The organism is Bacteroides faecalis, assembly GCF_003865075.1.
In the GTDB taxonomy this organism is placed as follows: Bacteria; Bacteroidota; Bacteroidia; order Bacteroidales; family Bacteroidaceae; genus Bacteroides; species Bacteroides faecalis.
This window is the reverse complement of sequence record NZ_BHWB01000003.1, coordinates 145718-161706: the sequence shown is the minus strand read 5'-3', so window position 1 is coordinate 161706 and position 15989 is coordinate 145718. Positions and strand designations below refer to the sequence as shown.

Here is a 15989-nt window from a genome sequence, read left to right as displayed (position 1 = left end):
ATCAATTATACGTGCGAATCTTCGTTATTTAATTATTTTTTAGTGCTATAAAAAGAGAGAGCACCATCTATTAAAGCGTATAAGGCCTTCTTCACCATACTTTGCAATACTCTTCCGGGCTTTTTCTACAGATTTCTCTTCATCAAGGCGCGTTTTCGAAAAGAACTTATCAGCAAAACAGATCAATTGCTCTTCTAAACTGATGGGAAGCATATCACGATGAGGAATCGGAAGTTGCTGTTCAATAATTTCCTGCAAGGACAGTCCGGCACCTGTATGACGCTCACAAACTAATGCATGACGCGGAAATCCTTCACTACGCAATAGGTCAGCACCTAAATAACCATGGCAGATATAAGGATGGGAGCCTAAACAATGAATAGCAGGAGCATCGGTCTGAAAAATACCTATATCATGTAAGAGTGCTGCTTCACGCACAAAATTACGATCTAAAGAAAGTTCCGGATGAGCATCTATTATTTTCATTGCCTTATGGACTACAGCATAACTATGTATTAATAAAACTGATCTCAGTGCACTATCTTGCGGATAATATTTATCAATAATTTTATTTGGATTCATATTCTTTACTACTTATAACTTGTTTTCCTATGGATAAATGAATATTTTTGTGCAATATTACAAAAATTTACTGATATGCAAACCAGATTCTTCTTCATTCTTTCAATACTCGTATTCACAGCCTTTCCAACGTTGATCTTTGGAAAAGTGATTACAGGCGCTGAACGTACCGAGCGATATTTGCCACTGCTCAAAGGTAAACGAGTGGGAATGGTTGTAAATCACACATCTATTGTTAGTTCAAGACAGACTCACTTACTCGATACTCTTTTGAAATTAAATATTCAAGTAGTTCAGGTATTTGCACCGGAACATGGTTTTCGGGGGAATGCTGATGCAGGAGAAGAGGTAAAAGATGGAAAAGACAGTCGCACCGGAATACCAATCATTTCGCTTTACGGAAACAATAAAAAACCTACTAGTGCACAATTAAAGAATGTGGATGTTATTTTATTCGACATACAAGATGTAGGAGCACGATTTTATACCTATATAAGTACTATGTTTTATGTAATGGAAGCTTGTGCCGAAAATCAAAAAGAACTGATTGTGCTCGATCGTCCAAATCCATGCGACTATGTAGAAGGTCCTATATTAAAACCTGCTTATCGGAGCTTCGTAGGTATGTTACCAATCCCTATTCTTCATGGTTGCACGATAGGGGAACTGGCACAAATGATTAATGGAGAAGGTTGGATAACAACAACTAAGCTCCCTTGTCCGCTTACTGTTATTTCGATGAAAGGATGGAAACATGGGCAGCCATACATACTTCCCGTAAAGCCATCTCCTAATTTACCTAATGCACAATCCATTCGGTTATATGCTTCTCTTTGCCTTTTCGAAGCAACTCGGATAAGTGTAGGACGTGGAACAACCTTTCCTTTTCAGGTATTGGGCGCACCTGATAAAAAATACGGTGGCTTCACTTTCACTCCTGAGTCTTTACCCGGATTCGACAAAAACCCAATGCATAAAGGGATACTTTGTTACGGAGAAGATTTACGCAATGTAGCAGATGTACATGGATTTACTCTTCGTTACTTCTTAGATTTCTACCAACTATCCGGTGAAGGAGAAGCTTTTTTCTCACGTGCACGATGGTTCGATTTACTTATGGGAACAAATTCTGTTCGCAAAGCCATCCTAAAAGGTGATTCAGAACAAGATATCCGTAACAGTTGGCAAAAGGAACTACAAACATATCAAAGCATGAGAAAGAAATATTTATTGTACTAAAGAACGCTTACGCCATTTTTCTGCATTCTGTTCAAATTCCTTTGCTTTTTTACCTGTCAGCCAAGGCATTTCTAATATTTCGGGAATGTTCTGTGCATAATCTATTACCTGAATACCCGAAGCATTTTTCACAATCTGCATATCATCATACAGTGAATCATTCTCCAAAAATGCTTGTATACGAAGAGTATCTCCCCTTACATCAATATTCTGATAAAAACGATTGTTAGTTCCGAAACGGTCGTATTTATCATTGAACTCCAATCGATATCCTTTCGGAGAAGCATGACTAACCAAATAAACTGGAGTAATCATTTTGCCATCACCTTCTTTGTTTGTCATACGTGCATAGTTATGTTCATGTCCTTGAAGCACCAAGTCAACTCCATATTCTTTAAACAAAGGATCGAACATCCAGCGCACCAATATGTTATTTGTCTTACCCTTAATAGAATATACCGGATGATGTAACATTACAATTTTCCATTTTTTATCAGAATTCTTCAATGTTTTCTCCAACCATTCACGTTGTGAAAATAAAAACCAAGGATCACGATTACTGTCAAGGGTAATAATAGTAGCATCCTTATAGTCAATAGAATACACATTATTATTCTTATATTCGGATTCTAACAAATATGAAAAGGAATAATTGAAACGTTGCTCCAAAGTTCTTACAATTCCTTTTACATATTCATGATTTCCAGGAGAAACTAATAAAGGCTTACTGGGAGCAATGGAATCAATACTCTGATATGCTTCTTCCCAATAACAATCCATCGGACGTTCAATAAAATCACCGGCAAGCATATAGAAATCGGTCTGCGGAAAACGATAGCGTACATTTTCCATAAAATCACGTGTCTTTCCATGTAGTGTATCCTGCACGTCACCTACAAAAATAAAAGAAAAGTGATCCGTAGAATCTGGTTGCATAGTAAATGAATACCAGCTAGAAGCCCGATCATCGTTCCATACTCGATAAGAATAAGAATTCCCGTAAGCAAGATCCTTAAACTTTGCCCAATTAGTATAGCTAAAACCTCCTAACGATTTAAGGAATTTAGAAGAGCCATCAATAATAAGAGTATCTCCAGAACCTATTTTTGTATATTCAAGTTTTGCCTGTTTAGAAACGCCCCCGCATACCCAACTTACATTACGGGAAAGCTCACCATCATTTCCAAAAGTTAGAATCACTCGCTGAGGTTCATTAGTAAGCACATAACTTATCTCCGGTCTATTATAGAACCAGACTTTCCAACGTATTTTACAAATAATACCTCCTGCTATTAATATAAGGAACATAAATCCCCAGAATATTTTTTTCTTGCTCACTCTCATTGTTTTCAGTTTTTTATAACTAAGAACAAAGATAAAGATAGTGTTTCAAAAATCTGAGAAAATGTTCTTTTTTTAACCATTTAAATGGAAGAAATAGAGTGAAAACAGATGATCTGTAATATCACAAAAGAGTTAAGACCTTGTCTAAGTTATCATAAATATACAAAGCAATATAAAAGTTTTTATATAATGATTAGTGATTACAATTAATCCTTTTTGTTGTTCTCATAAAGATAGAGACATACCAGAAGAAATACAGTATAATCTTCTATGAACGTCATTCATTAATAAATGGTTTTGAGTATTTAACCACACCCTGTACGTTTTTTAGAGCATTCGGCAACAATTCAATCACCATACAATATTCGTAAGGAACCTCAAATGGAAATTCAATGCCGAAATCTATGGCCTTTTTATATCCAAACTTAGGATAATAATCTTTGTGCCCCAATAAAACAGCAGAGCCATACCCTAATTCAGTAGCACGTTTATGTACTTCACAAATTAGTGTACCACCAACCCCTTGTCCCTGATATTTAGGTAACACAGCTACCGGAGCCAAAGCTAAAGTAGTCGTAGCTTTAACAGCTGACACGATTTCCACTTTGGTCATCAGAATATGACCAATAATTTCACCATCCTTTTCTGCCACTAAAGAAAGCTCTGGTATAAACGCTTCTGATTTACGCAAGCGCTCCACCAGAAAATGTTCACTATGATCACTTTCTTCCATATTTCTAAAAGCAAGTTCTATTAATTCATATACAGCTTTATAATCGTTCTCTTGTTCTTGTCTAATTTTAATTTCCATATTCTTAATTGCTATTTGTTTATAACCAATTCCATATTCAATCCCGGATTTATCTTTAAAACAAAATACAAAAAACGTCTTCATCATTATCTGATTTTCCCTTTTATACAGCCCCCAAAAGTATAACAATAAAACATAATTAAACGTCGTTCTCATGAAAAAAAAGATCAAGATAGAATACAATCCTCCTGTTTGGCAAACAAGCCGGAGTTTATCGAGAAGCTAAGCCTATATCACTAGACTATTATCTCACAATATTCGATATTAGTTGAAGTAATTTCAAAAATAAAAAGATATTATTTCGGTAATTCGGAGTAATATATAAAATAGAATTTCTAATTTTCCTTCTTTCTTTTCTTCCACAACTGCCAAGAATTGATAATATTCTGCCATAGAACATAAGAACCAGGACCAACCGAAGATAGCGGATTGAGATATGTATAAGCCATCCAAATAGCCAGCACTGTATTTTTTTGCCCTAATGCTTGTCCACCGCTAATACGTTCCTGATAATGTTCACCAATACGCTTTCCATAATAAAACTGAATGCAACAGGTTATTAAACCAGCCAAAGCAATTAAAAGTTTCACATACCCTGACGCATCACTATTAACCAAAGAGCGAACAGTCTGACCGGAAACAATTGCCAAAGCAACTCCCCATAGATAAAAAGCCAAATTACTAAAATTAGCCAAATATGTCCGTACTTTTGGCAAAAAAACACGAAGTAAGCAAGCTGTTATAAAAGGACAAAGCAACAATGGGAAGACTTTAATAAGAATACGCGAACAGGCCATCAAAAAACTAACATTTGAATGTACTTCAACAATCGGAAATAACAAAGGAACAATGATTGCTGCCAAAATATTAGACAGCAATGTATAAGTAGTTAAACTTCCAGCATTTCCACCTAGTTTTCCAGTTATCACAGCTGCAGCCGTAGCCGTAGGACAAATCAAACAAACCATTGCCCCTTCAAACACGTCACGATATACTTCAGGCATGGGAACATAAACTAAAATTACGGCTACAAGCAAACAAGAAATCAGTTGAAACAACAGTAACCACCAATGCCACAAAACAGGTTTCAATTCTTTAGGCTCAACCTTGCAAAATGTCAGCAACAACTGGGCAAAAATCAAGAAAGGAGTCAAGACAGAAACACTTACCCACACAGCCGGTTTTGCCGGAGCCAGAAACGAAACGTGGGCAAACAGGAAATAAACAACTGTCCCAACCAGCATTGCGACAGGTAATGTCCAATTTTTCAAAAACTTAAGCATTGCTGTATATTTTATCTTCGGGGCGCAAAGTAACGGAGTTTTCAGGAAAAAAGCTACCATTAAACCGAAAAAAATACAAAACTTAATAGTAAATCATAAGTTTTCTGCAAATTTCTACTACATTTGCATCGTATTAAAATATGAGACTAGATAGATCATACATATTATATATATCAGCTTGCCTCTGGCTAGTTATTTCTCCCCTATGTACCTGCAATCTATGGGGACAGAGTTTTACTGTAGTTATTGATGCCGGACATGGCGGACACGATCCCGGTGCTATAGGAAAAATATCTAAGGAGAAAAATATCAATCTGAATGTCGCTCTGAAACTAGGTAATTTGATAAAGAAGAACTGTGATGATGTAAAATTAGTCTATACACGTACAAAGGATGTCTTCATTCCATTGGATCGTCGAGCAGAAATTGCTAACAATGCCAAAGCGGATCTTTTTATCTCTATCCACACCAATGCTTTAGCCAATAACCGTACTGCAAAAGGTGCTTCTACTTGGACATTAGGTTTGGCTAAATCGGACGCCAACTTAGAGGTAGCGAAACGGGAAAACTCTGTAATCCTTTATGAAAGTGATTATCAGACCCGCTACGCAGGCTTTAATCCGAACTCCGCAGAATCATACATTATCTTTGAATTCATGCAGGACAAATATATGGAACAGAGTGTACATTTAGCCTCATTGGTTCAGAAACAATTCCGACATACTTGCAATCGGGTAGACCGGGGAGTACATCAAGCTGGTTTTCTTGTTCTAAAAGCTAGTGCAATGCCAAGCATCCTAGTGGAATTAGGATTTATCTCAACACCGGAAGAGGAACGTTATCTGAATTCAGAAAATGGCACGAGCACACTGGCAAAAGGTATTTATAATGCTTTCTTGAATTACAAAAGAGAACATGAGCTACGCCTAACCGGAAGTAGTAAAACCATCATTCCAACTGAACAGGAAGAAACAGAAAACGATCCTGTTATTGCTCAAACAGACAACGATTCAGAAAATGCTGTTTTAACAAAGGAACTTTTGGCTGAAACAAAGCCTCGTACTATTGAGTCTAAACCAATAACACGCCCCATTGTATCAGAGAGTACAACAAATGACAGCGAGATAACGTTTAAAGTACAAATACTTACTTCTTCAAAGCCTCTCTCAAAAAACGACAAACAATTGAAAGGGCTAAAAGGAGTCGATTATTACAAAGAAAAAGGGATTTATAAATATACTTATGGTGCTTCTACTGATTATAACAAAGTATTGCGCACCAGACGTACAATCACTCCACAATTCAAGGACGCATTCATCATTGCTTTCCGGAACGGTGAGAAAATGAATATCAACGAGGCGATTGCCGAATTTAAAAAGAGAAGAAATAAATAAAAATAAAATGAAGTATATTACAAAAGAAGTCAGAATAGGTATTGCAGGTATTGTAGCTCTGTGTGTGCTTGTTTATGGAATCAATTGGCTAAAAGGAATCCATATGTTCCAGCCTTCAAGCTATTTCTATGCTAAGTTTCATAATGTAAATGGATTGACCAAGTCGAGTCCTGTATTTGCAGATGGTGTTCGCGTAGGTATCGTACGCGAGATTTTTTATGATTATTCCAATCCGGGAAACGTAATCGTGGAAGTCGAACTGGATACTGAGTTACGTATTCCTAAAGGAAGTTCTGCAGAACTTGTATCAGAACTGATGGGAGGTGTCCGCATGAATATTCTTCTAGCAAATAATCCCAGAGAGAAATATGCTATAGGCGATACCATACCTGGAACACTGAACAACGGTATGATGGAAAATGTAGCCAAACTCATGCCCAAAGTCGAGCAGATGTTACCCAAATTAGATTCGATTCTTACCTCTCTAAATAATACTTTAAATGATAAGAGTATTCCTGCAACTCTGCACTCAATGGAAACTCTTACTGCCAATCTTGCTGTAGTAAGCTCACAAATGAGAGGATTTATGAGCAAGGATATACCACAACTCACAGGGAAGCTAAATACTATCGGAGATAATTTCATAACTATTAGCAATAACCTGAAGGTTATAAACTATGCTGCCACTATCAAACAGATAGACGAGACATTGGCTAACGTAAAAATACTTACAGACAAACTAAATAGCAAAGACAATACGTTAGGTTTACTTTTCAATGATCCATCTTTATACAATAACTTAAACGCAACCTCTGAAAATGCTGCAAGTTTATTGGAAGATCTGAAAGCGCACCCTAAACGCTATGTCCATTTCTCATTATTCGGCAAAAAAGATAAGTAGAGAATCTTCCTAATATAGAATTACTCTAAATAAAGAAATACTATATAAAAAAAGACTAATAGCCTGAAATGTCTATCGATAAACCGAAATAATATTCTTGAACATGTATAGAGAAGTAAATAAAGCAAATACAAATAAGTCTATAATTACATAGTAATCAAGCACTTATAATAACACAAGACTTATTACATTTAGGGTATTACTAAACAGTTATATAAGTCATTGAAAGTAAACGCATTATTATTTGTTCATTAAAAACAAGAAAAAACAGATTTGTTTTTTTCGAATAAGATTCCCAATTTTGCAAGCGTAGAAGTTTTGCTTAATTAATAAAATGTATTAAAGTCACTATGATTGAATCAAATCATGTCATGCTTTGGAACCGCTGTTTAGATATCATAAAAGACAATGTTCCCGAAACGACATATAATACTTGGTTTGCCCCCATCATTCCATTAAAATATGAGGACAAAACATTAATCGTACAGATCCCGAGCCAGTTTTTTTATGAAATACTGGAAGAAAAATTCGTGGATTTGTTACGGAAAACATTATATAAAGCTATTGGCGAAGGTACTAAGTTGATGTATAATGTCATGGTAGATAAAACTTCGATTCCAAATCAGACTGTGAATCTCGAAGCAAGCAATCGTTCTACAGCTATCACTCCTAAAAACATCACTAATGCCAATAAAGCGCCTAACTTCCTGAAAGCTCCTGTTATTCAGGAACTAGATCCCCATTTGAACCCTAACTATAATTTTGAGAACTTCATTGAAGGATATAGCAATAAACTTTCTAGAAGCGTAGCAGAAGCTGTAGCACAAAAGCCTGCGGGTACAGCTTTTAATCCATTATTCCTTTATGGTGCATCTGGAGTGGGAAAAACTCATTTAGCAAACGCCATCGGAACTAAAATTAAAGAATTATATTCCGAGAAAAGAGTATTGTATGTTTCAGCACATCTGTTTCAGGTTCAATATACAGACTCGGTACGAAACAATACTACCAACGACTTTATTAACTTCTACCAAACAATTGATGTATTGATCATTGATGATATTCAGGAATTTGCCGGAATGACGAGAACGCAAAATACGTTTTTCCATATCTTCAATCACTTGCATCAGAACGGAAAGCAGTTGATATTAACTTCCGACCGCGCCCCTATCCTATTGCAGGGTATGGAGGACCGTTTGCTGACTCGTTTTAAATGGGGAATGGTAGCGGAACTTGAAAAGCCAACTGTAGAACTTCGCAAAAACATCTTACGGAATAAAATTCATCGTGACGGGTTGCAGTTCCCTGAGGAAGTTATTGATTACATTGCAGAGAATGTGAACGAAAGTGTCCGTGATCTGGAAGGTATCGTCATAGCTATTATGGCACGTTCTACTATTTTCAACAAGGAAATAGATTTAGACTTGGCACAACACATTGTGCATAGTGTGGTTCACAATGAGACTAAGGCAATTACAATTGATGATATCTTAAAGGTAGTGTGCAAGCACTTCGATCTAGAGCCATCAGCCATCCACACTAAATCCAGAAAAAGAGAAGTGGTTCAAGCTCGTCAGATTGCTATGTATCTGGCTAAGAATCACACAGATTTCTCTACTTCAAAGATCGGTAAATTCATCGGAAACAAAGATCACGCAACAGTACTCCACGCTTGCAAAACTGTAAAAGGGCAGTTGGAAGTAGATAAGAACTTCCACGCAGAAGTAGGAGAAATTGAATCACTGTTGAAGAAAAGAAATAAGGAATAAGTGATAAACCCAATATAAAAACATCAGGCACAAATGGATATAGCAATTATATTATTTGCGCCTGATGTTTAAAATGCCTCTTGCTGACATTTATTCTATAAAACCTTGTTTACGAAGTACTTTCAACAGATTCTCAGACATAAATTCATTATCCTTCTTCGTATAACGGACATCCGTAAACACCTGTGGCAGAGTCTCCTTTTTATTTTCTTCTATAAATTGTTTATTTTCCGGCAATGATTCTTTATAAGAATAGATACGATCGATATCTTCCGAAGTGTAGTCGTGAAACACCTCTTGATGCACAACAGCATCTAAAGGCAAACGGTCCACCTGTGAAGGAATATCGTCAGGATAGCCTACGGTTATGGTAGTTATGGGAAACACCAGTTCCGGCAACTGAAGAGTATCAATAATCATTTGAGGATTATAAGTAGTAGTTCCCAAATAACAGATACCGAGCCCTGCTTCCTCCGCCAATGTACAAAAAGTCTGAGCCGCGAGCAAAGTATCCATAGAAGCATTCATAAAAGACATTAAATTATTATATCCCGGCACAGCATTCCGTTGTTCGCACCACTTGCTGAAACGCCGAAAATCAGCACAAAAAGTTAGCACTACCGGTGCATTTTTTACCATTGGTTGATTAAAATGAGCAGGAGAAAGTTTCTCTTTCATTTCTGCGTTACGAGTAACAATTACACTATAAAGCTGCATTCCTCCCATCGTAGAAGCGCGAAAAGAGGTTTCAAGCAAATCATTTAACATCTCAGGAGCAATATCTTTAAGAAGATATTTCCGAATAGTTCTTCTGTTCTTTACGGTATCAAACATATCTTTTTTTTGCAAAGATATAAAAAGAAAAAATCATTTCATCACACCAATAAAAAAGAATAATTTTCTTTTTGGAGAACTTCAGCCATTGAACAAAACCATAATTACACTGTTAATCAAATACTTAACTTAAACAAATAGAAAACGTGCAACCTGTTAATAAAATGTTTCATTTTTATTTTGATAGATAAAAAAACATTCTTAGCTTTGCAGCGCATTTGTTAATGATAAGTAAACTTCTACACATTACTTATTAAATAATGAAATCTAAGACACATTGCATCGTGGAAAAACAAATTTATTCTTATGATGAAGCCTTTGAAGAATCTTTACGATATTTTCAAGGTGACGAGTTGGCTGCAAGGGTATGGGTGAATAAATACGCAGTCAAAGATTCTTTCGGAAATATTTATGAGAAATCTCCGAAAGATATGCATTGGAGAATTGCCAATGAAGTAGCACGAATCGAAGCGAAGTACCCAAATGCTTTAAGTGCACAGGAACTTTATGATTTACTGGATCACTTCAAGTACATCGTTCCTCAAGGTAGTCCGATGACAGGTATCGGTAACGACTATCAAGTAGCTTCGTTATCTAATTGTTTTGTAATCGGTGTAGATGGTTCCGCCGACTCTTACGGTGCAATTATCAAAATTGACGAAGAGCAGGTTCAACTGATGAAAAGACGTGGAGGTGTGGGACATGACTTGTCACACATCCGTCCGAAAGGTTCTCCCGTAAAAAACTCAGCACTGACTTCTACCGGTCTCGTTCCTTTTATGGAACGTTATTCCAATTCTACACGTGAAGTAGCTCAGGATGGACGTCGTGGAGCATTAATGTTAAGTGTATCCATTAAGCATCCGGATTCAGAGGCATTTATTGATGCGAAAATGACTGAAGGTAAGGTAACAGGTGCCAATGTTTCTGTAAAACTGGACGACGCTTTCATGCAAGCTGCTGTTGAAGGGAAAACTTATACGCAACAATATCCGATTGATGCAGTCAATCCAACTACAACCAAAGAGATAGACGCTTCTACTTTATGGAAAAAGATTGTGCATAATGCTTGGAAATCGGCAGAACCAGGTGTGCTATTCTGGGATACTATCATCCGTGAATCAGTACCAGATTGCTATGCAGATTTAGGGTACAAAACTGTATCCACCAATCCATGTGGTGAAATTCCATTATGCCCTTACGATTCTTGTCGCTTGCTGGCTATCAACCTATATTCTTATGTAGTGAATCCATTTAAGCCGGACGCTTACTTCGATTTCGAACTTTTCAAAAAGCACGTTGCTGTGGCTCAACGTATCATGGATGATATTATTGATCTCGAATTGGAGAAGATCGAACGTATCATGCACAAGATAGAAACAGATCCGGAAACAGAAGAAGTAAAACGTGCTGAGCTTATATTATGGAAAAAGATCTATGAAAAGAGCGCCCAGGGACGCCGTACCGGTGTAGGTATCACTGCAGAAGGTGATATGCTTGCTGCTTTAGGATTGCGATACGGAACGGAAGAAGCTACAGAGTTCTCTGAAAAAGTACATAAGACTGTTGCTCTCGGCGCTTACCGTTCATCAGTAGAAATGGCGAAAGAGCGTGGTGCTTTTGAAGTTTATGACAGTGAACGTGAAAAGAACAATCCGTTCATCCAACGACTAGCTGAAGCAGATCCGGAATTGTATGAGAATATGAAAAAGTATGGACGTCGAAACATTGCATGTCTGACGATCGCTCCTACAGGTACTACCAGTCTGATGACACAGACTACTTCGGGCATTGAACCGGTCTTTTTGCCTGTTTACAAACGTAGAAGAAAAGTAAATCCAAACGATACAAACGTACGCGTTGATTTTGTTGATGAAACAGGTGACGCATTCGAAGAATATATTGTATTCCATCATAAGTTCGTTACATGGATGGAAGCTAACGGATATGATCCTTCCAAGCGTTATACTCAGGAAGAGATTGATGAACTTGTAGCTAAATCTCCATATTACAAAGCTACTTCGAATGATGTAGACTGGTTGATGAAAGTGAAGATGCAAGGAAGAATCCAAAAATGGGTGGATCACTCTATTAGTGTAACGATCAATCTTCCCAATGACGTAGACGAAGATTTAGTCAACCGGTTGTATGTAGAAGCTTGGAAGTCCGGTTGCAAGGGATGTACTGTTTATCGTGACGGTTCCCGTTCAGGAGTATTAATCTCTACAAAATCAGATAAAGACCAGAAAAAAGAGCTCCCCCCTTGTAAACCTCCTACAGTAGTAGAAGTACGTCCAAGAATATTGGAAGCAGATGTAGTTCGTTTCCAAAACAATAAAGAAAAGTGGGTAGCATTTGTCGGATTATTAGATGGTCATCCGTATGAGATCTTCACTGGTTTACAGGATGATGACGAAGGTATCTTACTACCGAAGAGCGTAACTTCGGGACGTATCATCAAAAATGTGGACGAAGACGGAAACAAGCGTTATGACTTCCAGTTTGAGAACAAGCGTGGCTACAAAACAACTATTGAAGGACTGTCAGAGAAGTTCAATAAAGAATATTGGAACTATGCAAAATTGATTTCAGGTGTACTTCGCTATCGAATGCCAATTGAACAAGTGATTAAGTTAGTCGGTTCATTGCAGTTGAATAGCGAAAGTATCAATACATGGAAAAATGGTGTTGAACGAGCACTGAAAAAATACATTCAAGATGGAACAGAAGCCAAAGGTAAAAAATGCCCGAATTGTGGCAATGAAACATTGGTTTATCAGGAAGGTTGTCTGATTTGTACCACTTGCGGTGCTTCCAGATGTGGATGATCCATTGATGTATGTTAATTAATATATAAACAAAAGGTTAAAGGGGTCCTTCGGGACTCCTTTAATTTTTTATTCAAAAAGAAAATCTTATACTTGCACCTTCATAAAGAAATCTAATCAAAATCTAATTTATGAATCTATCGTTTAACATCGAATACCGCACCAATTGGGGGGAAGAAGTAAAGATAGCGGATCTGTTTCATGAATCTATCCCCATGCATACAACGGACGGCATATATTGGACAGCGGACATCGAGCTCGATGTCCCCAAGGAAGGTATGGCTATCAATTATAGTTACCAAATAGAACAGAATGGAGTAGTGACCCGTAAAGAGTGGAATAGTTTTCCCCGGCAGCTACATTTATCGGGTGTAACTAAAAAGAAATACATAGTAAATGATTGTTGGAAAAACATTCCCGAACAGCTCTATTTTTATAGTTCAGCATTTACAAAAGTATTATTAGCGCATCCTGAAAAAACAGAAACTCCCATCAGCTATAAAAAGGGATTGATGATTAAAGCTTATGCTCCTCACATAAACAATGACTATTGCCTAGCCATCTGTGGTAACCAAAAAGCATTAGGAAATTGGAACCCAGAGCAAGCTGTTCTCATGAGCGATGCAAACTTTCCCGAATGGCAAATAGAGTTAGATGCAAGCAAACTAAAGTTTCCTCTGGAATACAAATTTATCCTTTATAATAAAAAAGAAAAGAAATCCGATTGTTGGGAAAACAATCCCAACCGTTATCTTGCCGATCCTGAATTAAAAACCAATGAAACATTGGTTATTTCCGACCGGTACGTCTATTTCGACACACCGATATGGAAGGGGGCAGGTATAGCCATCCCTATCTTTTCTCTGAAATCAGAAAAGAGTTTTGGTATTGGAGATTTTGGTGATTTAAAAGGTATGATTGACTGGGCTGTCAGTACAAACCAAAAGGTAATACAGATTCTACCGATCAATGATACGACTATGACTCATAAATGGACAGATTCTTATCCTTACAATAGTATTTCCATTTATGCTTTCCACCCGATGTATGTGGACATTACGCAAATGGGATTACTAAAGGATAAAGTGGCGATGTCCGAATTTAGCAAGCGTCAAAAGGAGTTGAACAACTTACCGGCTATTGATTATGAGGCTGTCAATCAAATAAAATGGGATTTTTTCCACCTGATCTTCCAACAGGAAGGAGAAAAAGTTCTCGCATCCAACGATTTTAAAAAGTTCTTCAATGCCAACAAGGAATGGTTACAGCCTTACGCTGTATTCAGTTATCTACGAGATATTTACAAGACTCCAAATTTCCGCGAATGGCCCCGATATACGGTTTATAATCAACAAGAAATAGAGAGAATATGCCAACCTGAATCAACTGATTACCCACATATTGCTCTCTATTACTATATTCAATATCATCTTCATCTGCAATTGCAGTCAGCAACCCAATATGCCCGTAAACATGGAATTGTATTAAAAGGCGACATTCCAATCGGTATTAGCCGCAACAGCGTTGAAGCATGGACAGAACCTCATTATTTTAATCTTAACGGACAGGCAGGAGCACCTCCTGACGACTTCTCTATAAACGGACAGAATTGGGGATTTCCAACATACAATTGGGATGTCATGGAAAAAGATGGCTATCGCTGGTGGATGAAACGATTCCAGAAGATGGCAGAGTATTTTGATGCCTACCGTATTGACCACATCCTCGGCTTTTTCCGCATTTGGGAAATTCCCATGCATGCTGTACATGGATTATTAGGTCAATTTGTTCCTTCCCTTCCTATGAGTAAGGAAGAAATTGAAAGTTACGGGTTCCCCTTTCGCAAAGAATATCTGGTACCTTATATCCACGAATCATTCCTCGGACAGTTATTTGGTCCACATACTGAATATGTAAAACAAACATTCATCCAACCTACAGATACTCCGGATATCTATTGTATGAGACCGGGATTTCGGACACAAAGGGAAGTCGAGACTTTCTTCATGGGAAAAAATGACGAAGACAGCGTATGGATACGCGAAGGACTTTACACATTAATTAGTGATGTCTTGTTTGTTCCAGACAATAAAGAAGAAGGTAAATACCACCCACGAATCAGCGTACAACGTGATTTTATTTTCCGTTCACTGAATGAAGAAGAAAGAAATGCCTTCAACAAACTATATGACCAATATTACTACCATCGTCATAATGAATTCTGGCAACAACAAGCCATGAAGAAGTTACCCCAACTTACACAATCTACTCGTATGCTGGTTTGTGGAGAAGATCTTGGAATGATTCCCGCCTGTGTTGCTTCAGTCATGAATGATCTCCGTATTCTTAGTCTTGAAATCCAGCGGATGCCAAAGAATCCAATGTATGAATTCGGTCACCTGAACGAATATCCATACCGCTCGGTTTGCACTATTTCTACACATGACATGTCTACTTTACGTGGATGGTGGGAAGAAGATTATCAACAAACACAACGTTATTACAACTTAATGCTTGGACATTACGGCACAGCTCCTACCGTTGCACCTCCCGGAATATGCGAAGAAGTGGTTCGTAACCATCTGAATAGCAACTCTATTCTCTGTATTCTATCTTTACAGGATTGGCTATCCATTGATGGAAAATGGAGAAATCCCAATGTAGAAGAAGAACGGATTAATGTACCATCCAATCCACGAAATTATTGGCGTTATCGAATGCATCTAACTTTGGAGCAATTGATGAAAGCCAATGAACTTAATAAAAAAATATGTGAACTGATTAAATACACCGGAAGAAATCCTAAGAAGTAGGGAAAACAAAGCGTATATTATAATAAGCTCATAGGAAGTACTCATTGCTTAGTCTTAGAATTCCCTTTTAGGTGCAGATTTTGTATGATTCATGTGTCATAAGGGCCATGCTTATTTTACAAAGTCTGCACTTTACATAATTCTATTTTCGGTTGTTTTTCACAACGAAAAGAAAGTTCAAACACAGTTAC

The 15989-nt window shown here is 37.3% G+C and carries 11 protein-coding genes; 6 read left to right on the top strand and 5 right to left on the bottom strand.

All coding sequences use genetic code 11. The annotated features are described in order from the left end of the window. Positions 1–45: 45 nt before the first annotated feature. On the bottom strand, positions 46–582 hold the full coding sequence (locus tag EJF25_RS06110; RefSeq protein ID WP_125040502.1) for an HD domain-containing protein: 537 nt from the start codon (positions 580–582) through the stop codon (positions 46–48). Between the two features lie 75 nt (positions 583–657). On the opposite strand from EJF25_RS06110, the gene EJF25_RS06105 reads away from it, so the two are divergent. After that, positions 658–1821: an exo-beta-N-acetylmuramidase NamZ family protein gene (locus tag EJF25_RS06105; protein WP_125040501.1), complete on the top strand. Its 1164-nt coding sequence runs from the start codon at positions 658–660 to the stop codon at positions 1819–1821. Here EJF25_RS06105 and EJF25_RS06100 read toward each other — a convergent pair. The 3 genes from EJF25_RS06100 to EJF25_RS06090 form a co-directional block, all read right to left on the bottom strand. Further along, entirely contained in the window at positions 1810–3165 is a 1356-nt protein-coding gene (locus EJF25_RS06100; RefSeq protein ID WP_125040500.1) for a metallophosphoesterase family protein, read from the bottom strand. The two genes, EJF25_RS06105 and EJF25_RS06100, sit on opposite strands and share 12 nt — an antisense overlap. A 277-nt stretch (positions 3166–3442) precedes the next feature. Then, the gene (locus EJF25_RS06095) at positions 3443–3976 is read right to left on the bottom strand and encodes a GNAT family N-acetyltransferase (protein ID WP_125040791.1); all 534 of its coding nucleotides are present in this window, start codon (positions 3974–3976) and stop codon (positions 3443–3445) included. A 335-nt stretch (positions 3977–4311) separates the two neighbouring features. After that, positions 4312–5319, bottom strand: coding sequence for a transporter (locus EJF25_RS06090; protein WP_200832876.1), 1008 nt, complete (start codon positions 5317–5319; stop codon positions 4312–4314). Positions 5320–5399: 80 nt separating this feature from the next. Here EJF25_RS06090 and EJF25_RS06085 point away from each other — a divergent pair, with 80 nt between their 5' ends. The 3 genes from EJF25_RS06085 to dnaA all read left to right on the top strand — a co-directional run bounded on the left by EJF25_RS06085 (position 5400) and on the right by dnaA (position 9323). Beyond that, entirely contained in the window at positions 5400–6653 is a 1254-nt protein-coding gene (locus tag EJF25_RS06085; RefSeq protein WP_125040498.1) for an N-acetylmuramoyl-L-alanine amidase family protein, read from the top strand. 7 nt (positions 6654–6660) lie between these two features. Next, positions 6661–7554: an MlaD family protein gene (locus tag EJF25_RS06080; protein WP_125040497.1), complete on the top strand. Its 894-nt coding sequence runs from the start codon at positions 6661–6663 to the stop codon at positions 7552–7554. 350 nt (positions 7555–7904) lie between these two features. Continuing rightward, positions 7905–9323: a chromosomal replication initiator protein DnaA gene (dnaA, locus tag EJF25_RS06075; RefSeq protein WP_125040496.1), complete on the top strand. Its 1419-nt coding sequence runs from the start codon at positions 7905–7907 to the stop codon at positions 9321–9323. Positions 9324–9413: 90 nt separating this feature from the next. On the opposite strand, the gene EJF25_RS06070 is transcribed toward dnaA, so the two are convergent. Further along, positions 9414–10157 carry an NADPH-dependent oxidoreductase gene (locus tag EJF25_RS06070; protein WP_125040495.1) on the bottom strand — a complete coding sequence of 248 codons (744 nt, stop codon included), beginning with the start codon at positions 10155–10157 and terminating at the stop codon, positions 9414–9416. Between the two features lie 284 nt (positions 10158–10441). Here EJF25_RS06070 and EJF25_RS06065 point away from each other — a divergent pair, with 284 nt between their 5' ends. Both EJF25_RS06065 and EJF25_RS06060 read left to right on the top strand, forming a co-directional pair. Beyond that, positions 10442–12985, top strand: a complete 2544-nt coding sequence (locus tag EJF25_RS06065) for an adenosylcobalamin-dependent ribonucleoside-diphosphate reductase (protein ID WP_125040790.1) — start codon at positions 10442–10444, stop codon at positions 12983–12985. Between the two features lie 131 nt (positions 12986–13116). After that, positions 13117–15798 (top strand): 4-alpha-glucanotransferase, encoded by a 2682-nt coding sequence (locus EJF25_RS06060; protein ID WP_125040494.1) that lies wholly within the window; start codon positions 13117–13119, stop codon positions 15796–15798. Positions 15799–15989: the final 191 nt, after the last annotated feature.